15 protein-coding genes are annotated in these 19,850 nt (G+C 65.1%); 7 read left to right on the top strand and 8 right to left on the bottom strand.

Annotated features, from left to right (window positions below):
* Positions 1 to 56 precede the first annotated feature (56 nt).
* A complete protein-coding gene (locus tag AC56PL_RS10560) occupies positions 57 to 485 on the top strand; it encodes a DUF6632 domain-containing protein (protein WP_497153784.1) in 429 nt (142 codons plus the stop codon).
* On the opposite strand, the gene AC56PL_RS10555 is transcribed toward AC56PL_RS10560, so the two are convergent.
* A complete protein-coding gene (locus tag AC56PL_RS10555; RefSeq protein ID WP_497153783.1) occupies positions 436 to 834 on the bottom strand; it encodes a VOC family protein in 399 nt (132 codons plus the stop codon). The two genes, AC56PL_RS10560 and AC56PL_RS10555, sit on opposite strands and share 50 nt — an antisense overlap.
* A gap of 432 nt (positions 835 to 1,266) precedes the next feature.
* Here AC56PL_RS10555 and AC56PL_RS10550 point away from each other — a divergent pair, with 432 nt between their 5' ends.
* The 4 genes from AC56PL_RS10550 (at position 1,267) to AC56PL_RS10535 (ending at position 4,217) form a co-directional block, all read left to right on the top strand.
* Positions 1,267 to 2,211 (top strand): DUF222 domain-containing protein, encoded by a 945-nt coding sequence (locus AC56PL_RS10550; protein ID WP_497153782.1) that lies wholly within the window; start codon positions 1,267 to 1,269, stop codon positions 2,209 to 2,211.
* Complete coding sequence (locus AC56PL_RS10545; protein ID WP_497153781.1) at positions 2,183 to 2,548, top strand: HNH endonuclease signature motif containing protein; 366 nt, start codon at positions 2,183 to 2,185, stop codon at positions 2,546 to 2,548. Before AC56PL_RS10550 ends, AC56PL_RS10545 begins: the two co-directional genes overlap by 29 nt.
* Positions 2,549 to 2,723: 175 nt before the next feature.
* Entirely contained in the window at positions 2,724 to 3,692 is a 969-nt protein-coding gene (locus AC56PL_RS10540; protein ID WP_497153780.1) for a quinone oxidoreductase family protein, read from the top strand.
* Between the two features lie 15 nt (positions 3,693 to 3,707).
* Positions 3,708 to 4,217, top strand: coding sequence for an alpha/beta hydrolase (locus AC56PL_RS10535; RefSeq protein ID WP_495515953.1), 510 nt, complete (start codon positions 3,708 to 3,710; stop codon positions 4,215 to 4,217).
* A gap of 128 nt (positions 4,218 to 4,345) precedes the next feature.
* On the opposite strand, the gene AC56PL_RS10530 is transcribed toward AC56PL_RS10535, so the two are convergent.
* Genes AC56PL_RS10530 through AC56PL_RS10520 form a run of 3 tightly spaced genes read right to left on the bottom strand, consistent with a single transcriptional unit; the run spans position 4,346 to position 6,233 of the window.
* Positions 4,346 to 4,954, bottom strand: a complete 609-nt coding sequence (locus AC56PL_RS10530; protein ID WP_495513647.1) for a CbiQ family ECF transporter T component — start codon at positions 4,952 to 4,954, stop codon at positions 4,346 to 4,348.
* Positions 4,951 to 5,631: an energy-coupling factor ABC transporter ATP-binding protein gene (locus tag AC56PL_RS10525; RefSeq protein ID WP_497153779.1), complete on the bottom strand. Its 681-nt coding sequence runs from the start codon at positions 5,629 to 5,631 to the stop codon at positions 4,951 to 4,953. The genes AC56PL_RS10530 and AC56PL_RS10525 overlap by 4 nt, the downstream gene beginning before the upstream one ends.
* Positions 5,631 to 6,233 carry a biotin transporter BioY gene (locus tag AC56PL_RS10520; protein WP_497154287.1) on the bottom strand — a complete coding sequence of 201 codons (603 nt, stop codon included), beginning with the start codon at positions 6,231 to 6,233 and terminating at the stop codon, positions 5,631 to 5,633. Before AC56PL_RS10520 ends, AC56PL_RS10525 begins: the two co-directional genes overlap by 1 nt.
* A gap of 178 nt (positions 6,234 to 6,411) precedes the next feature.
* Here AC56PL_RS10520 and AC56PL_RS10515 point away from each other — a divergent pair, with 178 nt between their 5' ends.
* Complete coding sequence (locus tag AC56PL_RS10515) at positions 6,412 to 6,771, top strand: Rv2640c family ArsR-like transcriptional regulator (RefSeq protein ID WP_495513645.1); 360 nt, start codon at positions 6,412 to 6,414, stop codon at positions 6,769 to 6,771.
* Positions 6,772 to 6,797: 26 nt separating this feature from the next.
* Here the strand turns inward: AC56PL_RS10515 and AC56PL_RS10510 are convergent, their stop codons facing one another.
* Positions 6,798 to 7,283, bottom strand: coding sequence for an Lrp/AsnC family transcriptional regulator (locus AC56PL_RS10510; RefSeq protein ID WP_497153778.1), 486 nt, complete (start codon positions 7,281 to 7,283; stop codon positions 6,798 to 6,800).
* Positions 7,284 to 7,407: 124 nt separating this feature from the next.
* Between AC56PL_RS10510 and AC56PL_RS10505 the strand changes: the two genes are divergently transcribed.
* Positions 7,408 to 9,705 carry a thiamine pyrophosphate-binding protein gene (locus tag AC56PL_RS10505; RefSeq protein WP_497153777.1) on the top strand — a complete coding sequence of 766 codons (2,298 nt, stop codon included), beginning with the start codon at positions 7,408 to 7,410 and terminating at the stop codon, positions 9,703 to 9,705.
* A 68-nt stretch (positions 9,706 to 9,773) separates the two neighbouring features.
* On the opposite strand, the gene AC56PL_RS10500 is transcribed toward AC56PL_RS10505, so the two are convergent.
* From AC56PL_RS10500 to AC56PL_RS10490, 3 genes are all read right to left on the bottom strand, one after another.
* Positions 9,774 to 13,064, bottom strand: coding sequence for an arabinosyltransferase domain-containing protein (locus AC56PL_RS10500; protein ID WP_497153776.1), 3,291 nt, complete (start codon positions 13,062 to 13,064; stop codon positions 9,774 to 9,776).
* Entirely contained in the window at positions 13,057 to 16,383 is a 3,327-nt protein-coding gene (locus tag AC56PL_RS10495) for an arabinosyltransferase domain-containing protein (RefSeq protein ID WP_497153775.1), read from the bottom strand. Before AC56PL_RS10495 ends, AC56PL_RS10500 begins: the two co-directional genes overlap by 8 nt.
* A gap of 95 nt (positions 16,384 to 16,478) precedes the next feature.
* On the bottom strand, positions 16,479 to 19,811 hold the full coding sequence (locus tag AC56PL_RS10490; RefSeq protein WP_497153774.1) for an arabinosyltransferase domain-containing protein: 3,333 nt from the start codon (positions 19,809 to 19,811) through the stop codon (positions 16,479 to 16,481).
* Positions 19,812 to 19,850 lie beyond the last annotated feature (39 nt).

The raw sequence follows: 19,850 nt of genomic DNA, 5'->3' as shown, positions 1-19,850 counted from the left end.
GCTGCTCGACGTACGGTGATTCCACGATCGCCTTGCCATACGTCGTGGAGTGCGCAATGGAATCCTCTTACAGTTACAAACTGCTTCGGATCGCGCTGGTCGTCTTCGGCACGGTGATGCTGCTGCTCTATCCGCTGGCGCAGGTGTGGCCATCGGGGTGGGCGTGGCATCACGGTGCTCCGCACGAGTCCGATTACTTCATGATGATCGTCGGCCTGTATGCGACGTTGGGCGTTTTCCTCTGGAACGCGGCGCGGCGACCGGAGGCCAACATCAGCCTGATCTGGTTCACGGTTTGTTCGAGCTTCGTCCACGCCGCGATCATGGCGGTGCAGTCCTTCGGCAGCGGCCACGACATGGGGCATCTGTGGGGAGATGTCGTGGCACTGCTTCTGGTCGCTGTCGTGTTGTCGGGTTTGTTGCTGTCAGCTGGTCTCAGTCGACGGGTTCCCCCGATTGGACCCACTGCACCAGCTGCCAGATGATCCCGTTGGGATCGGTGAACTGGCAGTATCGCTCGCCCCATGGTTCGGTTTCCGGTGCGGTGACGACCTGGGCGCCCGCGGCTTCGATCCGGGCATATTCGGTGTCGATGTCTTCGACCTCGAACGCCACCAACATGCCCTGACCTGCCGCTCCGGCGATCGACGCCGGCTTGAACGTTTCCAGGCCTGTTTTCAGGAAGACGATGTTGAACCCTGCGTCCGGGTGAGCCAGCGAGATGAAACCGTCGGCGGACATCGCCTCTGTGAACCCGAAGTGATCCTGCGCAAACGACGCGGAGGCCTTGACGTCGTCGACGTTGAGGGACAGTGCAGTACCGGTGATTTTCACGGTGGGCCTTTCGGTTGAGCGACCAAAATAACATCGTATGGTGTACGAGGTTACCAGATTTGCATCGGTTACCGGTCTGAGCTGACCTGTCGATGCGTCTTCGGCGGCACAATCGCTGTCTGTCGCGCCACGTGAGCCCAACCTGAGGTGATCCGACCTCGTTTCATTCACTGCGCAGGCGGGGATGACGACGATCGCCGGTTGGCCGAGGATCTCGGGTCGGCATGTCGCACATTCCCGACACGGGTATGTCGTGTGAGGTGTGGGCGAGACCGGTAGTGGGTTAGTCGGGAGCGTGGATTCACTTTCGTGTCGGACCTCCCCGGTATGATGGCGGTCTGGACCTGCCATGTGGTGAAAAGAGTTGTGTAGCAATAGAATTGCTCGTATAGAACACTTGTGCGAATGGGATTCGGCCGGTAATATTGGGCTATGGACTTCGGGGAGATGTTCGCCAGAATGTCAGATCTGGCAGGGGATGCGGCATTGGTCGCCGGTGATGATGCGCAGGTATCTTCACGAACGGTGGCGGTTGTTCGACTCAATCATGTTGTGGAGCAGATACTTTTCCGTTTGGTCGGCGAGGTCGATAACCGTCGGATCGCACAGAAGAAAGGCGTGGGATCCACAGCCAAGCTACTGCGGGACGCAGGTGTCGCGCCGACGGTTGCGCACCGGTATGTGCGAGTGGGTAAGGCGCTCAGCGACATTCCGTCGATTGCCGATTATGGAATCGACGGGAAGCTATCTGGTGAGCATGCGGATGCAATTGTGAAGGGTCTCCATCATATTGAGCGTCGCAATCCAGAACTCCCGGCTACTGACCGGTCTGACTGTGAGCGCGGACTACTGACCGAAGCGTTGATGGGGACGCCGGCGGCGGTGTCGGTCCGGGCACGGCATATGGCGTTGGTGTTATCGCCGCCTGACAAGGAGATCCCGGACGCCGAGAACCATGACCTGAACGAGTTGTCGTTCGGGACCGGTGATGACGGCCGCACCCACGGCACCCTCGACTTGGATAGTCTGCTCGGCGAAAAGCTGGCGGTGGCACTGGATCCACTGTGCACACCGGCACCCGAACCCGACGGCTCACCGGAGCCGCGGAGCATAGGCCAAATCCGGGCTGATGCGCTGGAACGATTGCTGGATTCGTATTTCGATCAGGAAGACCGACCCACCCGCGGCGGGGCGAAACCACATGTGACGGTGACAGTCTCACCTGAATATCTACAACATTTGCAGCTGCGCGGCATCCCAGGCCCCACACCGCCGGCCATGGCACCCAAATTCGAATGGACCGGCCCCGCCTCAGCACCCACCGCCCAGATGGTGGCCTGCGATTTAAGTGATCACCAAGATCCTGCTCGACAGTGAATCGGTACCGCTCGATGTCGGCCGCGACCAACGCACCGTCACCCCCGCGATCCGCAAAGCGTTGATCGCCCGCGACCAGGGGTGTGCCTTCCCCGGATGTGGCTGCCCCGCGGTCTACACCGACGCCCACCACATCGACTTCTGGCGCAACGGCGGCACCACCAGCCTGACCAACATGGTCCTACTCTGCCGCCGACACCACCGCTACATCCACCACCACGGCTGGACAGTGTTCCTGGGTCGCGACGGACATCCCTGGTTCATCGCACCCGGCAGCGCCACCGAACTACGATCCCACGCCCGCCGCACCCTGACCACCGACCTCACCGCCGCATAAGACGACGAGACACCAAACCGCAAGACCGAGCAACACAGGCTGAACCCTGTGTACTGCATGACCTTTGACAACTTCATAGTGTGACGGCATTGGTGCAGATGCCCATATCGGGTGCCTCGCGACGTGAGCCGCGTACGCTGTGGGACACATCGATACGCGAATCGAGGTGCGGTCCATGACAACCATGCATGCGGCTCTCGTCACGTCGTTTGATGAGCCTCCGCATTTTCGGGAGTTCGAGGTTCCGGCGGTTCATGGGCCGGATCATCAGCTTGTTGACGTCCTCGCTGTGGGACTACATCCGCGAGTACGGTCGGGTGCTTCCGGAAAGCACTACACCAGCACCGGAGAATTGCCGATGATCCCGGGTGTCGACGGCGTCGGCAGGCTCCCGAGCGGCGGCACCGTCTTCTTTTTGGCCGATGGCAAGATGCCGGGGCCGATGGCAGAGAAGGCTGTGATCGATATGAGCCGCACGATCCGGCTGCCGTCCGACGCTGACATCCTGCAGGTTGCGGCCGGAATGAATCCGGCGATGTCGTCCTGGGTGGCACTGCGCAGTCGGGTATCGATGCAGCCGGGCAGCACGGTGATGGTCTTCGGGGCAACCGGCAATGCCGGTTCGATGGCAGTGCAGGTGGCCAAATTGCTCGGTGCTGCACAAGTGATTGCAGTAGCGCGCAACCGGTCTCGCCTCGAGGAGCTCAAGAGCCTCGGTGCCGACGTACTCGTTCCGCTCGCTGCGGATGGGGCCGAGTTCGGTGCCGAGATCGCTGCCGCCGGTGAGGATGTCGACATCGTCCTCGACTACCTCTGGGGTGCGCCTGCGCAGCAGGCGATGACGCCGCTCATGATGGGTCGCGACGACCGCAGCAAAGCACTCGACTGGATTCAGATCGGAGCTGTCGCGGGTGCGACCATCGAGCTTCCGTCGGCGACCCTTCGGGCGTCGAATCTTCGAATTCTCGGCAATGGTCAGGGTTCGGTTTCCCCAGCCGGATACATGGCAGAACTCCCGTCCCTCGTCGACGTGATCAGCGCCGGAAAACTCGAGATCAGCGTCCGTGCTCAGCCGCTTGCGGAAGTCGAAAAAGCCTGGGCGAACACTGATTCCAGCAGAACTCGGACCGTTCTGGTCCCGTGAGGAGTGTTTGTGACGATGTGGCTTCGGTTCATCCACGGTGCAGGCGGCTATTTCGACGACCGTGAACTGGCAGACGGTCTCGGCGCCGCGGTCGGTGCGGCTGTGGACATGCCGCACATCCCCGAAGACGACATGTCGTTCGAGGCGTGGGCGGCCCCGGTGCGGCGCATGGTTGCCGAGATTGGTGCGGGGGATCTGTTGATCGCGCATTCCTTCGGCGCGTCGGTGCTACTCCGGGTGCTGGCCGAGGAAGCGCGGCCGATCCCGTCCCGGGCGTCGCTGCTGGCGATGCCGGACTGGAGTCCGGCGGGATGGGACGTCGAGCAGTATGCGTTCGACGGACCTGAACCCGCTCAATCGATTTCGCTGCACCACTGCCGCGATGACGAGGTGGTGCCGTTCACTCATCTGGCGATGAACGCGGCGCGGCTACCCTCGGCCCGGGTCCACGAGCATCCCTCTGGTGGGCACCAGTTCCTCGGCGTGGTCGACGCGATAGCCGCGGACGCCCTGGCCCGGTGGTGACCGCGGTATCAGGGAGCGTGTCAAGGCCTCGGCACGAGCATGTGCCGGCAGTGCGGAACCCCTTGTCTTCCAGAAGTTTCGTGAAGTTTCGGAGGTAGGGGCGGAAAGGTGGTTGCGGTAGACCGCTGTTACTGATCGAGCCCGCGGGCCGACAGCGCATCGGCGAAGTGGTCGGCGGTGTGCAGTGCACCCAGAACCACCGGTACGGCAAGCCGATGAGGCATGAACTTCAAACCTCTCGCGCGACGGGCCTCGTCGACATGGGTGACGAGTTCGACCATGAGCGGAATCGACCGAATCGCAAGGGCCAGAACCAGAGCCATCCGATCGGGCCGGAATCCGAATCGCCGCAACGGCATGAACATGCGCGTCAACGCGGCCAGCATGTCCATGGTGCGGGTGGTCAGTGAGACCGCGACGGCCAGGGCCACCGACAGGATCATCACTCCGCAGACCACGAGTGCTCGCTCCCAGGTGGCAAAGATGAGCTGAAAAGCGAAGATCATCAACACAACCCAGAACAACGGCCGCAGCGAGGCCAGTACGACCCGCATCCGCAACCGGGCGACCACGAACACCGCGGCCACGAGGACGATCCCGAACGGCAATCGCTCCGGGGTGTCGATCAGGGCGGTCATCGTGATCACCACAACACCCAGGGCAAGGAGTTTGAATCCCGCGGGCAGGCGATGGATGGGCGAGTTCCCGGGTTGGTAGACGCCGAGTGCGTTGCTCACGCCATCAGCGTTCGATAGTGCGGGATCACTTCTCCGGGCGCGCCGTCGGCGACAACGCGGCCGTCGTCGATTGCGATCACCCGGTCGAAATCTGACAGCAACTCGAGGTCGTGGCTCACCACGATCAGCTGCTGCTCCAAATCGGCGAAGACGCCGCGGATCATCGCGCTGTTGCGGAGGTCGAGCAGCGTGGTGGGTTCGTCGGCCACGATGATCGTCGGTTCGGTGACCAGTATCGACGCCAACGCCAACAACTGCTTCTGGCCACCGGAGAGCTTCTGTGCGGGATGGTCGGCGTGCCCGGCCAGCCCGAATCGGGCGAGCACCTCGCCGACCCGTTCGGCGACCTGTGCCTTCGAGAGCTTCCCCCGCGACAACGACAGCGCCACGTCTTCGCCGACGGTCGGCATGATGATCTGGCGATCCGGATCGGTGAAGACGAACCCGACCTCTTTGCGGATCGCGCGGGTTTTGCGTCGGGTGTCGAGACCGTTGACCTCGACGGTGCCGCTGTCGGGGATGACCAGTCCGTTGATCATCCGGGCGAGCGTTGATTTCCCGCTGCCGTTGGACCCGACGATCCCGATCCGCCGCTGCGTCAACTCCAGGTCGACGTCGCGAAGTACTGCTCGATCTGCGTAGGCGTGACTGACGCCTCGGAAGGTTATCCCCGTCATCACCGTCGCATCAGACGCAGCGGGGTGATCAGCCCCGGATATCCGCGATGAACCTGCCGGGCGACGAGCGCGGTGGCGGCGGCCTTGGCGAGGTCGCCGATCACGTAGATGCCATTGGTGCTCAGTGCGGCCCACCACGTCATGTCGGCGCGGATCATCAGTCCGATGGTGCCGAAGAGGTAGATGACGCCGAGTCCGCCGATGACGTTGATGACGAATCCCGGGATTACCCGGTACTTGGGCATCATCGCGGCGGTCAAGAGGCCGATGACGATGACCGCGGGCAGCCAGCCGATGAAGAATCCGGCCGTCGGGGAGGTCAGCGAGACGAGACCGGTGCGGCCGCCGGCCAGGATGGGCAGTCCGCAGATGGCGAGTGCGCTGAAGATGAGGACCGCGAGCGCACCCTTGCGCCAACCCAGGATGGCGCCGGCAAGCATGACCCCGAGTGTCTGCAGCGTGATCGGCACGCCGCTGCTGCCCAGCGTGATCGTGCCGGGTAGGCCCAACGCCGCGATGAGGGCCGCAAAAACAGCCGCCTGCGCGAGATCGCGCACGGTCAGGCCGACGGCGATCCGGCGTGGGCGCCCGTCGATGGGCATGGTCGTATCTGATGTCACGGTGATACCTCGCGCTGTGGGACGCCGGATGCTGCATCCGGGGTACGTCAGCTCCGAATGAATGCGATTTCGGTGGTGATACTACGGATCGGCGTGGTGTCCGGTTTCCTGACCGTCACCTTTTAGACATATGTCACGAATCGAAGCTACTGTGGAAACCATGCCCAAGGCGCTGCCAGTTATCGACACCACCTCGCCGATCTGCTGTGCGCCGGTGTCCGCGGCCCCGGTGAGCGATGACGACGCACTGGAGATCGCGCTTCGACTCAAGGCGCTGGCCGACCCCGTCCGGATCAAGTTGATGTCGATCCTGCTGACTGCCGACAGCGGTGAGGCGTGCACGTCGAACCTGGCCGCCCTGCTCGGATTGTCGGAGGCGACGGTCAGTCATCACCTTGGTCAGCTCAAGAAGGCGGGCATGGTGCAGTCGTCGCGGCGGGGCATGAACGTCTTCTACGCCGCGCACCCGGATGCGTTGAACGCCCTGCGTGGTGTGCTTGATCCCGATTGCTGCCGCTGACGGCCGAGCACGAAGCGGCACGTCCGTCAGCCGTCGGAACCTTCGAAACGCCGTAGGAGCGGGTCGAGTCGGTAGTCCACGAGTCTGCGCATCACCAGCGACGTCATCGTTCGCTCGACACCGTCGATGTCGAGCACCTGGCCGGCGATTCGATAGAGGTCGTCGGCGTCCCGCGCGACCACCTGGACCAACAGATCTGTCGCGCCGCTGAGTCCGTGGACCTCGACGACCTCGGGTATGGCGTCCAACGCCTCGGCGACCGCGGTCAATTCGCGCTGCACCACGCTGGTGAGGATGAACGCGGTCATCGGATAGCCCAGTGCCGCCGGATCGATGCGTCGTTCAACAGACCGCAGCGCACCGCTCGATTCCAGCTTCGCCAGCCGGGATTGCACCGTGTTGCGCGACAACCCCGTGTGCTCGGCCAACGACAAGACGGTTGCCCGCGGCTCGGCGGCGAGGGCACGGAGCACCTTCGCGTCGATCGGGTCGGCCTGGTGACCGTTGCTCATTGTGCCTCCGCTGAGAACCATCGAATCCGTCGTGGTGTGCAAAATGCATACTCTCACGGCGATTGGTTGCGCAGAAAGTCTGTGCGTGATGCAGTCGAACAACATCTATGAGTAGGAGCAACTGATGGACGAGCGGGACCTCGGATCGCTGGCGGACGTCGAGCAGCGGGTGCTCTGGCTTGCGACGTCGATGATTCACCACGCCAACCGGGTCAGGCCGAACACGTCGGGACTCAAGGTCGGTGGCCACCAGGCCTCATGCGCGTCGATGGTGTCGATCATGACCACACTCTGGTTCGACCAGCTGCGTCCCGGAGACCGGGTCTCCGTCAAACCCCACGCCTCGCCGGTCCTGCACGCCATCAACTACCTCCTGGGTGAACTCGGCGAGTCCTATCTGACCCGGCTCCGGGAATTCGGCGGCCTGCAGAGCTACCCGAGTCGCACAAAAGATCCTGATCCGGTGGACTATTCGACCGGATCCGTCGGCATCGGCGCGACCGCACCCATCTGGGGCGCAATGGCCCGGCGCTATGTCGAGACCACCTTCGGCGGTGCGGGCAAGGGCAGGCAGTACTCGCTGGTGGGGGACGCCGAACTCGACGAAGGCGCCGTGTGGGAGGCGATCCTCGATCCGTCGGTCGCCGAACTCGGTGAAGTCGTCTGGATCGTCGACCTCAATCGTCAGTCCCTGGACCGGGTTGTCCCGAACATCGCCGCAGACCGCCTGGAGAAGATGTTCGACGCAGCCGGCTGGCAGGTGATCACCGTCAAGTTCGGTGCCCTGCTCGAGGAACTGTTCTCGCGCCCGGGCGGGCAGGCGCTGCGAACACGGATCCTGCAGATGCCCAACCCCGAATACCAGCGGCTGCTGCGCTGCCAGGCAGACGACCTGCGCACCCGCCTGCCCGGTGACGGGCCGGAGGCCCAGGCGGTGGCCGACCTGATCGCCGGCCTCGACGACGACACTCTCACCCGGGCGATCCGCAACCTCGGCGGGCACGATCTCGACGCATTGCGCAAGGCGTACAGCGAGATCGACGACACCAGGCCGACGATCATCATCGCCTACACGATCAAGGGTCACGCGCTGCCGACCGAAGGGCATCCGCAGAACCACTCGTCGCTGCTGACCGTTCCGCAATACGACGAGCTCGCCACCGGTCTGGGAATGGACCCGGCCAAGCCGTGGGCCCGGTTCGACGACAATTCCGCCGCCGGCCGGCTCTGCCGCGAAACCGCCGCCGCGCTGCACCGCGACAACACCACCCCGAATCTGCCGCCGCAGGTTCCCGCCGACTTCGGGCGCACCCCGTCGGGAACCTCCACCACCCAGGCGGCACTCGGTCGTACACTTCTCGATCTCAGTCGTGAATCCCCGGATGCCGCACAGCGTGTGGTGACCGTGAGCCCCGATGTCAGCTCCACCACCAACCTCGCCGGATGGCTCAACAAGGTGGGGGTGTGGTCTCCGGGGGAACGTCGGAACTGGTTCGACGACGACTCCGAGACGATCATGCACTGGCGGGAACGCCCGACCGGGCAGCACATGGAACTCGGTATCGCCGAGACCAATCTTGTCGGCCTGATGGGTGAGCTCGGTGCCACCTGGAGTCGTTGGGGCGAACCACTTTTCCCGATCGGCGTGATGTACGACCCCTTTGTGGAACGGGCACTCGAACCCTGGTCGTACGGAATCTACGCCGGCGGACAGTCGATCCTGGTGGGCACGCCCTCCGGTGTCACCCTCGCGGCCGAAGGCGGTGCCCACCAGTCGATCAAGACGCCATCGATCGGACTGGAGCAGCCGGGGTGTGTCAGCTACGAGCCGGCGTTCGCGATCGACGTCGAGTGGATCCTGTTGTCCTGCATCGGCCGCCTGGGCCGGATCGACGGAAGCTCGTCGTACCTGCGGCTGTCGACCCGCCCCGTCGATCAGCGCCTGGCAGCGGTCCCGACCGATCCGGCGGCCCGGGAACGTCGCCGCCGGCAAGTGGTGGCAGGCGCCTACACGGCACGCCATGTCCCTGATCCTCAGGTGACGCTGGTGGCAATGGGCGCGATGATCACCGAAACCCTCACGGCGGCAGATCGACTCGCCGACCAGGGGATCGCCGCCGAGGTGGTGTGTGTGACCAGCCCCGGACTGCTCTTCGAAGCCCTACAGGCCCGCCGTGGACACGGAGACGCGTCGACCTGGATTCTCGATCAGGTCTTCCCGGCCGAGCGGGCCGCGCCGATGGTGTCAGTCCTCGACGGGCACCCGCACACCCTGGCGTTTCTGCAGACCATCAATCAGGTCCGCGGAATCTCGCTCGGCGTCAGCCGATTCGGCCAGGTCGGCACCCTTGACGACGTGTACAGCTATCACGGTATCGACACGGACAGCATTGTCCGCGGGGCCCTCGACCTGACCTCCTGACCCCGATGATGTGGCCTTATGGCGATCAAAAGCCCAGGTGGGCAACGCCATAAGGCCACATCATTGGCTCAGTAGCGGGCGCCGCGCATCGGGGCGGGGTCATACAGCCCCGAATGCGTGGTCGATCCGATCTCGAGTTGGGCGGGCTTGGCCTCGACGATGGGGGTGAACTTCTGCAGCGAACCCCAATCCCGGCCCCAGTTGTTCCGCATGTACGACGGAATGATGGTGGGCCGCAACATCGCCTGAGTGATGCCGAGTGGTCCGCCTGCGTCGCCGGACATCCATGTCTGGGTGCTCTGGCGAGTTGCCTCGGCGTCCGGCAGGATGCGCCACTTCGGCACCTCGATCACGCCGTACTTCACCGCCATCGGCTGCTGGCATGGGAATGCCAGAGCAGGTAGCCAGTCGATCAGCACCGGATCGTCGTGGCCGACGAGCTTGTCGAGGGTCTCCATCTGCGTGATGCGAGGAGGCGTGAGCGCCAGCCACTGATCAGGGGCAGCAGAGGTGTCCGCAGCGATCACGCGCACCACAGAAGCCCCGGCGGGGGCATCGCTGAGCGGGAACCGCAGGTTCCGCCAGATCGGCTGCTCGCCGGTGTCGATCGGACCCATCTGGCCGAGCGCCACAACGGTATTGCCGGGTCCGGGCCGCCCGAACTCCACAACCAATTTCTGGCCGGACTGGACGATGCCGTCACCGTCGACGGCCTCGATGCGCCCGGACGCCGACAGCGTGAGCAGCGGTGAGTCCGCATTCGGCGCGGGCATCTGGTACCAGGCCGAGGTGAGGGATCCACCGGAGGAGCCGTAGCTGCCCAGGACCGGGGTGGTCGCCGGATCGAGGCCGAACGGCAGTCGGACCGTGGAGCCGTTCACGCCGAGAGCGCCTTGGCCACCGCCGGTTCCGGCTTCGTCGGCGTCGTCCGTTTCGTCGGCGCCTGCCCCGGTCTGTGCGGTGTTCAGGGCGGCCGCCTCCGTCGACTCGGTGGCGTCCACGGACAGGTCACCGGGTACCCCGTTCGGGGTGAAGCCGGTCATGTCGGTTCCGGCGAGTGCTTCACCCGGGGTCAGATCGACCTGACCGGCAACAGATGCCGGCTGCAGCAGCCCGGTATTCGGATTCGGCTCCACCAGGACGTCGTCGGCCATCGCGCAGATGTCACCTTGCAGTGCAGCCACATTCGAGTTGAGCCACGAGTAGCTGTCACGTTGTTCATATGCTGCCTTGGCGAACGACAGCAGCATGAACAGGACCACCAGTCCGGAGATGACCGGCATGGGGGAGAACGCGAATCGGTGCCAGAACTTCGAGCCCTCGGTGCGCTGTTCGGCGTCGACGTAGTCATCGCGGAAGTGCTGGTACAGGCCGACCAGGGTGGTGACGACAGCGACCGCGAGGATGATCCACGCGACCCGGATCCCGGCGATGGCCGGCGGCCGATCCCACCATGGGATGCCGTAGCTGCCCACGAACCACCAACCGTTGGTGCCGGCAAAGGACAGTGCCGTCACATAGAGCACGGCAGCGGCGAAGAAGGTTCGATTTCGCCTGCGCCGCAAGATCGCCGGGGCCATCATCGCGCCGGCGGCCGCGGCGAGCGCGGCGCCGATACCCGCATAGACACCGAGGTGATGGGTCCACTTGGTCGGGGTGAAGGCGAGGAAGAAGATGAAGCCGAAGACACCGGCAACCAGACGCCAGGTGGGTCCCTTCGGGATACCCATCGGTGTCCGGCGACGCAGCAGCATCAGCAGCACGACCATCAGGCACAGGAAGGCCATCAGGATGCCGAACCGCCTCGACAGTGTGCCGTCGGCGGTCGGCAGCATCAGGTAGTAGTACCGGACCGGTTCCTGCCACCATTCGAGAGTCGGTCCGACCTCGGTGGCGACTTCCGACGACGTCAGAATCGTCGCGAGGGTCTGATCGGCAAAGATGTTGTACAACACCGCGGTTCCGGCCGCCAGGATCGGTACCAACAGTGGCAGTAGGCCGTCACGGCCACGGCGGGCCATGATCCGGCGCAACAGCGGGCGGATGCCGGCGAGCAGCAGCGCCACGGCCATGAGACCACCGGGCGCCAGCGCCAGGGTGAACGACGCGATGATCGTCGCGACCGCCAGCGGAAGCAACCGTCCGGTCGCGATGGAGCGGTCCACCGAACACCAGGTCAGCAGGGCGCCGACCGCCAGTGCGGGTTCGGGGCGTAGCCCGTTGTTGTACGGCAACCAGATGGCCAGGAACACAAACAACGCCGACCACAGGGCCGGGGTCGAATGCCGGACCGTGCGGCCCAGTCGTGGGATCACCTCACGGGAGATCAACCACCAGCCCAGAAGCCCGAGCAAGAAGGAAGGCAGACGCATCCACGGTGTCGACAAACTCACGTGGGTCATGGCCGAGATCACCTGGTAGTGCCAACCGAACGGATCTTGCGGCACACCGAAATAGCGGTAGTAGTTGTCGACGTATCCGGCTTCGCTCGCGATGCGTCCGACCGTGAAGTTGTAGCCGTCGTCAGAGGTGTTGGCCCCCATCAGCCACCACAGCGCCAACGTGGCGAACACCACCACGTCCGAGACGCGGATCGTCCACCAACGCCTGGGTAGGAATCGGTGATGTCCGCGACCGTCACGCGCATCGAGCAGTGCCAGCGCGATCAAGGACAGGACGGTCATCACGATGCCGATGATCATCGCCGCGAACTTCAGGTTTGTCGGGGTGGTGACGAACCTGGTGTCGATGGTGGCCGAGAACTCGAGGCCCTGCGGCGAAACGCTTTGCGGCAGTCCGGTGAAGACGCCGACGATCTGCGGGCGCAGGTTCGGATCCGGCACATCGAACGAGAGCAGACCCTCCGTGCCGCCGTTCACGATCTCGCCGTAGGCGCGCTGCCCGTCGGCGTTGAAGGTGATCCGACAATCCGGATTCGACTGGGCCGCAGCGCGATCCACTGTCAGCAGCACCACGTCACGGTCGGTGACGGTGATGCGCTCGGACGTGGCGCGGATGAACAGGCCTCGCGACGTGGCGTCCTGTCCGCCAGCAGGCAACGTCGAGAGCAGTACGCCGCCATCGGCGGGCAGATCGGCAGCGGTGGAACAGGGTACGGACACCCGCATGTCGACCGGCACAAAAGAGACCAGCGGTGCCGAGACATTGGTGACCTGGTTGTCCTGTGGCCAGTTGAGTTGCGCGGTGGTCTGATTCACCGGCATCAGCGGGCTGAGGCAGGCCAGGAGGAAGCCGATCAGGCCCGCCACCACGGCAACAATCTTGACGTTCCGGTAACCAGGGCCGGCAAATCTGCCCACTGACCCGTTTTTACTGATGATGCTCGCCTTTTCACTCATTTTCTTGCGGCACCACTCTCAGCGGACCGGTCCGCGACCAGCCCCATTTTGTTTCGGTACCGGTGATGATGTTCGCCTCCGGGGCGTCGGGCACCAGCGGGATCAGGACCTCGAGAGATCCCCACGAGCGGTACCAGTCGTCGTCGAGGTAGGTCGCAACCGTGTCGGCGCGGGTGACGGCTTCACTCACACCGAGCGCGCCGCCGTCTTCGGCCGCCTGCCAGGTCTTCGACTGCGACGCGGCCGTGGTGCGGTCCGGCAGGATCCGCCACTGCGGGATCTGGGCGACCCCGTCGGTGATGGCAAACGGGCGCTGACACGGGAACTGGCTCGCCACCGAGAAGTCGATCAGCGTCGGCGCCTTGGATCCGACAACCTCCTGCAACGTCCGCAGCTGCGGTGCCCGCGGTGGGGTGATCGCCAGCCACTGCTTGTTGTTGACGTTGTTGTCCTTGGCGATGATCCGCATGCCGGTCGCCTCGGTGGGTACCTGATCCATCGGGATCACCAGGTTGCGCCACGGCCGGTTCGGCTTGTCCGGACCCGGGTCGATGGGACGGATCTGCGCTCCGACATCGACGAACGTACCGTCGGCCTCTTCGATGCCGAACTGGATCTGCAGTTGCTGCCCGAATGTCATGACGCCCTCTTCGTTGAGCGTGAGGACCGGTCCGGCGGCGCTGAAAGCGAGGATCGGAGAGGCGTCGCGGGCCGGCAGTTGATACCAGTCGGTCATCAGTGTGGCCTCGCCCGAGTCGTATCCGTAGCTTCCGAGCACCGGCGTGGTGGCCGGGTCGAGTCCGAACGGCAGGGCCACCGTCGAACCGTTGACCGTCTCGGGGCCGTATCCGCCTGCGATGCCCGCGCCCGATCCGGAGACGACGAAGGGTTTGTTGAAGCTGGCCGAGACGTTCATCTGTCCGGGGCGGGCCGACCCGGCCTCGGGTGTGAGGCTCTCCGCCACGCCGTCGGGTGTGAACCCGACCGGATTCTCGCCGGCGAGGGCATCGGAGACCGAGACCCCGTTGGCGGGCGTCAGCATGCCCTTGTTGGGGTCCTGCTCGACCAGAACCGCGTCGGCCATCGCGCAGCTGTTGCCTTTGAGGGTCTCGAGGTTGGCGTCGAGGACCGTGTACGCGGGGTACCGGGAGAGTGCGGCCTTCGCGAACACCGCAAGCATGCAGATGACCATGAACCCGGCGATCAGCGCGATGGGGGAGGAGGCCAGGGTGAGTCGGCGACGGTCGGCCTTCTTCTGGGCCTCGTCGCCGGTGTGGACCAGGCCCTTGTTCTGCACGAAGTCGTGGCGCAGGTGCTGCCAGACGGCGACCGCAGCGGCGACGACGGCGAGGATCAGGAAGATCGTCGAGACCTCACGTCCGGCCAGGACGGGTGCTTTGTCGAACCAGGAGATTCCGAAGTTGTAGGCGAACGGCCAGGAGTTCTCGCCTGCCATCGCCGCGGCCATGGCGAACATGAGTCCGGCGACGAACACGGAGAGGTTCCGTGTCGATCGGGCCGCGGACTGGGCGACGGCGACGGTGGCCGTGGCTGCCAGTGCCGCTCCGAATCCGGCGAAGATGCCGAAATGGATCGTCCACTTCGTCGGGGTGAACATCAGCAGCAACAGCGTGACGAGGGTGGCGCCTAGGACCCGCCACACCGGACCCGGATCGATGGCCCGAATCTTGCTGCGGCGCAACATGACCGCCAGTGTCACGAATACCGATGCCAGCAACAGGAGTAGCGGCACCCGTCGGGTCAGCCCGCCGTCGGGCGTGGTGACGGTGATGAAGTAATAGCGCAGGTATTCCTGCCACCACGAGATCGTGGGGCCCACGATGTAGCGGGTGCGGACCGCGTCGAAGACCGTTGCCAGCGTCTGATCGCGGAACACCACCAACACCACCAGGGAGGCAGCGGCGATCGACGGCGCGGCAAGGGCGGCCAGGTTCACCCAGCGACCACGGGTGGTGGTGGCCGATTCGCGACTGCGCTCGATCACGATTCGCAGCATCGGGCGGGCGCCGACGATCAGGACGGCGATCGCGATGACACCCTGCGGGGCCAGTGCCAGCGTGAGGCCTGCCACCATCGCCGCCAGTGCGGCGGGGAGCAGGCGCCGGGTGGCGATGGCCTGCTCGACGGCCCACCAGGTGAGCAGCGAACCGAGGATGATGATCGACTCGCTGCGCAGGCCGCTGGCGAACGGGAGCCAGAACGCGGTGAACACCGTGGCTGCCGCCCAGACGGCCCAGGTACTGCGGCGCACCCCGGCGCCCAGTCGCGGCAGGAGCACCCGCGAGAGGATGAACCAGGACGCCAGACCGGCCAGCAGCGAGGGGATGCGCATCCACAGACCGGACGCCGACACCTCCGACCAGGCCGCGAGGAACGAGTAGTACCAGTCGAACGGGGCCTCGGCGATCCCGTAGTAGCGGTAATAGTTGGCCAGGTAGCCGGCTGACTCCGAGGCCCGGCCCATGTTCAGGATGTAGCCGTCGTCAGGCGATCCGGCGCCGAGGAAATGCCAGATCAGCAGCACAGCGGTGACGGCGAGGTCGCTGGCCCGCGGGCGCAACAGCCGCTTCCACGAACGTTTCCCGATGCGGCGGTGGTAGCCGTCGATCCGGTCCAGCAGGGCCAGGCACACCAGTGAGATCACGATGGCGATCAGCCCGAGGACCAGGACGATGGTCTTGATCGCGGTCGGGGAGCTGTCGAAGCGGTTGTCGACGGTGGTGGTCGCCGAAAGGCCTTGTGCAGCAGCTGCTTCCACGTCGCCGGTGGACAGGTCGGTGAACACGCCGTCGAACTGCGGACGCGAGTCGATCCCGAGGAGGCCTGCGGGACCGAGCCCGACGAACTCGGCACCGGCACCGGTCGGCGTCGACCAGACGTGTAGCTCGCGGCACTGCGGGGTGTCGATGGCGCCGCGGGCCGCGGATGTCGCCAGTTCGTTGCGGAACACCACAGAGACGGAGTTCGCCGATGCGTTGACCACGAGTGCGTTCTGGTTGTAGCGCTCAGCCCCCGGCGGCATGGTCGCCAGGACCAGTCCGCCACCTTCTGGCAGCGTCCCGATCAACGAACAGGGGATGGTCGCGTCGAAGGCTTGCGGGGTCTGCGCGATCAGCGGAGCGGTGACCGATGCGGTCTCGGAAGAAAGCTGCTGGCCGGTGGGCCACTCGATGGTCGCGGTCGACTGTTTGACGGGCAGCAGGGGAGAAATCGCGCAGAACACGATCCCCACGAGACCGGCCACGATCGCGACCAGGCGGACTGTCCCCGCACTGGGGAGGTGAGAGGACACAGGCACGAGAGACGATGGTATTGCACCGACCTGAGAACCCGAACCTGCCCCGTGAGCAGGGCAAGGTCCGGGTGTTTCTCAGGGTCGGCTCGTGCCAGGTCTCAATAGCGGATCGGTGCCGGACTCCACAGACCGGAGCGGGTTGCGGTTCCCAGATCCAGTTTGGCCACCGTGGCGGGCTCACCGAACGGCTCGTACCGCACCAGCGAACCCCAGTCGCGACCGATGTCGCCTTCCAGGTACGACGGCACCGTCGTCTTGTCCAGGGCCACCTCGATCCATCCCAGCGGTCCGCCGCCGAACGCATCGGACCACGCACCGACGGCCGCGGCCAGGTCGGCGCCCGGTGCGATCCGCCACTTCGGGATCTCGGCGACGCCGTACTTGTGGCCGAACGGACGCTGGCACGGGAAGGCCAGACCGTTGGTCCAGTCGATTTGTACCGGTGCCTTGCTGCCGACCATCGTCTGCAGCGTCTCCACGTGCGGCACCCGCGGTGGGGTGACGGCGATGAAGCTGTCCTGGGCCAGATTCTCGTCGTTGGCGACGATCCGGATCGCGGTGGTGTCGGCCGGGAACGAACTGCGGTAGGTGCGCAGATCGCGCCACGACGGACGCGGGCCCGGGTCGATCATGTCGACCTCTCCGGCCACCTCGAAGTCCTCGTTGCTCTCGCCCGAACCGGTCGAGTACTCCATCTTCAGGTCTTCGATGTTGAACTGACCCGCCACGGCCATCGTGACCAGCGGGGTGTCCGCGGTCCGTGCAGGCAACCGGTACCACGACGAGGTCAGATACGAGGGGAACTGATCGTCCTGCGAGTAACTGCCCAGGACCGGGGTCTTGGCCGGGTCCAACCCGAACGGCAGCTTGGCCGTGCTGCCATTGATCCCGGCCTGCTCGGACTCGCCTCCGCCGGTGCCACCGGCATTCGAGTTCAGGACGTCCGGAGATGCCGCGACATTGCCGCCGAGAACACCGAGGCTGCCGGCACTGGCGGTCGAGTTGAGTGACAGCGGCAGTCCGTTGGGGGTGAACCCGGACGTGGCCGGAGGCACACCGCCGGGCGTCTGGGTGCCTGCCAGGCCGTCGGCGATGTTGCCGTCGACGGGTTCGAGGAGATCAGCGGTCGGGTCGGGTTCGACGAGGACCTTGTCGGCCATCCCGCAGACATCGCCGGACAAGGCGTCCACGTTCGACGAGGGCACCGAGAACGACCCGCTCTGCTGCACTCCGGAGAATATGGAGGTACAGATCAGGAAGACGACCACGAACATGCCCGCGACGGCCAGCGGAGATGCGGCAAGCATGCTGATCCACCGGCGTCGGCGACCGTTGGTGCGTGGGGTGTCGGCCGTCTCCGGTTCGCGGAACGGTTCCCGGAAGTGGAACCAGAACGCGATCAGCAGGGCGACGACACATAGGAACAGCAGCAGTGTGCCGAGCGCGACACCCATCCGAACCGGGAGCACACCCCACGGCATGCCCCAGTTGGAGACGTAGAAAGAGGCGTTCGGCGCGGTGAAGGACAGGCCGGTGATGAACAGGACCAGCGCGATGAACAGCATCCGGTTGCGCCGGGCGTGCATGGCCTCGGCGCTCACGGCGATGGCGGCGATGGCAGCCAGCGCGGCGGCCAGACCCGCGAAGACACCGAACTGATGTGTCCACTTGGTCGGCGTGAACATCAGGAAGATCAGTGACGCGAAGGTGATGCCGACGATGCGCCGGGACGGGCCGAGCGCGGTACCGGGGATGCGGCTCTTGCGGATCAGCATGGCACCGGAGATCACCAGGCCGACCAACATCGCGAGCACCGCGAACCGGCGGCCCACCGAACCGTTGGCGGAGAACTCGAACAGCGCGGTGTAGCGGTCGATCTCGTTGTACCAGCTCAGTGAGGGACCCAATGCGGTCTTCATGCTGGTCGACTGCGTGAACGCGGCCAGTGTCAGATCGGAGAACACCACGAACATGACGAACACCCCGGCAGCGCCCACCGGTGCGGCCATCGCGAGATAACCCGTCAGACCCCCACCGATCGCCTTGGCCCTCTTGATGAGAGACATCACCATCGGACGGGCGCCGGCGATCAACGCGGCCACGGCCATCAGGCCGGTCGGTCCGGCGGCGAGGCTGAACGCACCGATCATGCAGGCCAACGCGGCGGGCAATGTTCGCCCGGTGGCGATGGCACGTTCGACCGAACACCAGGTGAGCAATGCGCCGAGGCAGATGATGGGTTCGGGACGCAGACCGTTGTTGAACGGGAACCATGACGCCATGAACACGAATGCTGCGGTCCACGGCACCACGCGATTGGTGACCGCAGCGCGTCCCAGGCGCGGCAGCACCTCGTGAGAGATGATGAGCCACACCAGGATTCCGCAGACCAATGCGGGTAGTCGCATCCACGGGCTCGCCGTGGTGACGTGCGCGAGCCAGCCGAAGATGTGGTAGTACCAGCCGAACGGGGCCTCGGGTGCGCCGTACCAACGGTAGTAGTTGGCCGTGTATCCGGCGTTTTCGGCGACCCGCGACATCGTCAGGATGTAGCCGTCGTCGGACGTGTTGACCCCGACGATGTGCCAGATCAACAGACCGCCGATGACCACGGCGTCACGGGCGTTGAACCGCCACCAGTTCTGGGGCAGGAACCGCCGGTGCCTGCGGCCGTCGGTGCCGTCGAGGACGGCCAGTGCGCCGAGTGAAATCAGGGTCAGCACCACACCGACCGCGATGGCCAGCCACTTCAGCACAGTGGGGGCGGTCGTATAGCGGTCGTCGATGTTCGCGTGCGCGCTCAGCCCGGGCAGGGCCTGGGCCGAACCGGTGAGGTCGGTGTAGATGCCGGTGAGCTGGGGGCGTTGATCGCCATCGGTGGTCTCGCCGACCAGCGCCTCACCTTCGGTGTTCGTCATGCCGACGAACTCGGCCCGCACCGACTCGAAGGTGGCGGTGACGTCGATGCTCTGGCAGTCCTGGGACCGGATCTGGGCGAGTGTTGCGGAGGCGACCGGGGTGTTGCGGACCACGACCTCGACCACCTGGCGGTCCAGCGCATCGGTGGCCTGGCCGGCCTTGCGGATGAACAGGCCCCTGGCGACCGATTTCTCGGCTTCCTTCGGGAGCGTCGAGACCAGCACGGTCTGTCCCGGTTCGGTCAACTGGTCGATCGCCGCGCAGGGCACCGAGATCTGCAGGTCGACCGGTACGTACGACACCAACGGCGCCAGCACGGACTCCAGTTTGTTCTGCTGCGGCCAGTTCAGATCAGCTGTCGTCTGGGTGACGGGGAGCAACGGTGTGAGCAGCGCAAGGAGGATTCCGGCAAGCCCTGTGATGATCGCGGTGACCTTTGCGATACGGACCCGGTCTCGGCCTGCGGTGCCGACAGATGACGGCGTCTTGTCTGTCTCGGCGGCATCTGGCACAAGGACTGATGCTATCGGTCCTTGCGTGTCGGATTGACC

This window comes from Williamsia sp. Y721 (assembly GCF_059683565.1).
The sequence above is the reverse complement of the archived record's forward strand: the minus strand, read 5'-3'. Positions and strand labels throughout refer to the sequence as shown.

Excerpts from the sequence above, each read along its gene's own strand:
- AC56PL_RS10560 (WP_497153784.1), top strand. The coding sequence starts at position 57 with ATGGAATCCTCTTACAGTTACAAACTGCTTCGGATCGCGCTGGTCGTC.
- AC56PL_RS10550 (WP_497153782.1), top strand. The coding sequence starts at position 1,267 with ATGGACTTCGGGGAGATGTTCGCCAGAATGTCAGATCTGGCAGGGGAT.
- AC56PL_RS10540 (WP_497153780.1), top strand. The coding sequence starts at position 2,724 with ATGACAACCATGCATGCGGCTCTCGTCACGTCGTTTGATGAGCCTCCG.
- AC56PL_RS10535 (WP_495515953.1), top strand. The coding sequence starts at position 3,708 with ATGTGGCTTCGGTTCATCCACGGTGCAGGCGGCTATTTCGACGACCGT.
- AC56PL_RS10525 (WP_497153779.1), bottom strand. The coding sequence starts at position 5,631 with ATGACGGGGATAACCTTCCGAGGCGTCAGTCACGCCTACGCAGATCGA.
- AC56PL_RS10520 (WP_497154287.1), bottom strand. The coding sequence starts at position 6,233 with ATGCCCATCGACGGGCGCCCACGCCGGATCGCCGTCGGCCTGACCGTG.
- AC56PL_RS10515 (WP_495513645.1), top strand. The coding sequence starts at position 6,412 with ATGCCCAAGGCGCTGCCAGTTATCGACACCACCTCGCCGATCTGCTGT.
- AC56PL_RS10510 (WP_497153778.1), bottom strand. The coding sequence starts at position 7,283 with ATGAGCAACGGTCACCAGGCCGACCCGATCGACGCGAAGGTGCTCCGT.
- AC56PL_RS10505 (WP_497153777.1), top strand. The coding sequence starts at position 7,408 with ATGGACGAGCGGGACCTCGGATCGCTGGCGGACGTCGAGCAGCGGGTG.
- AC56PL_RS10500 (WP_497153776.1), bottom strand. The coding sequence starts at position 13,064 with ATGAGTGAAAAGGCGAGCATCATCAGTAAAAACGGGTCAGTGGGCAGA.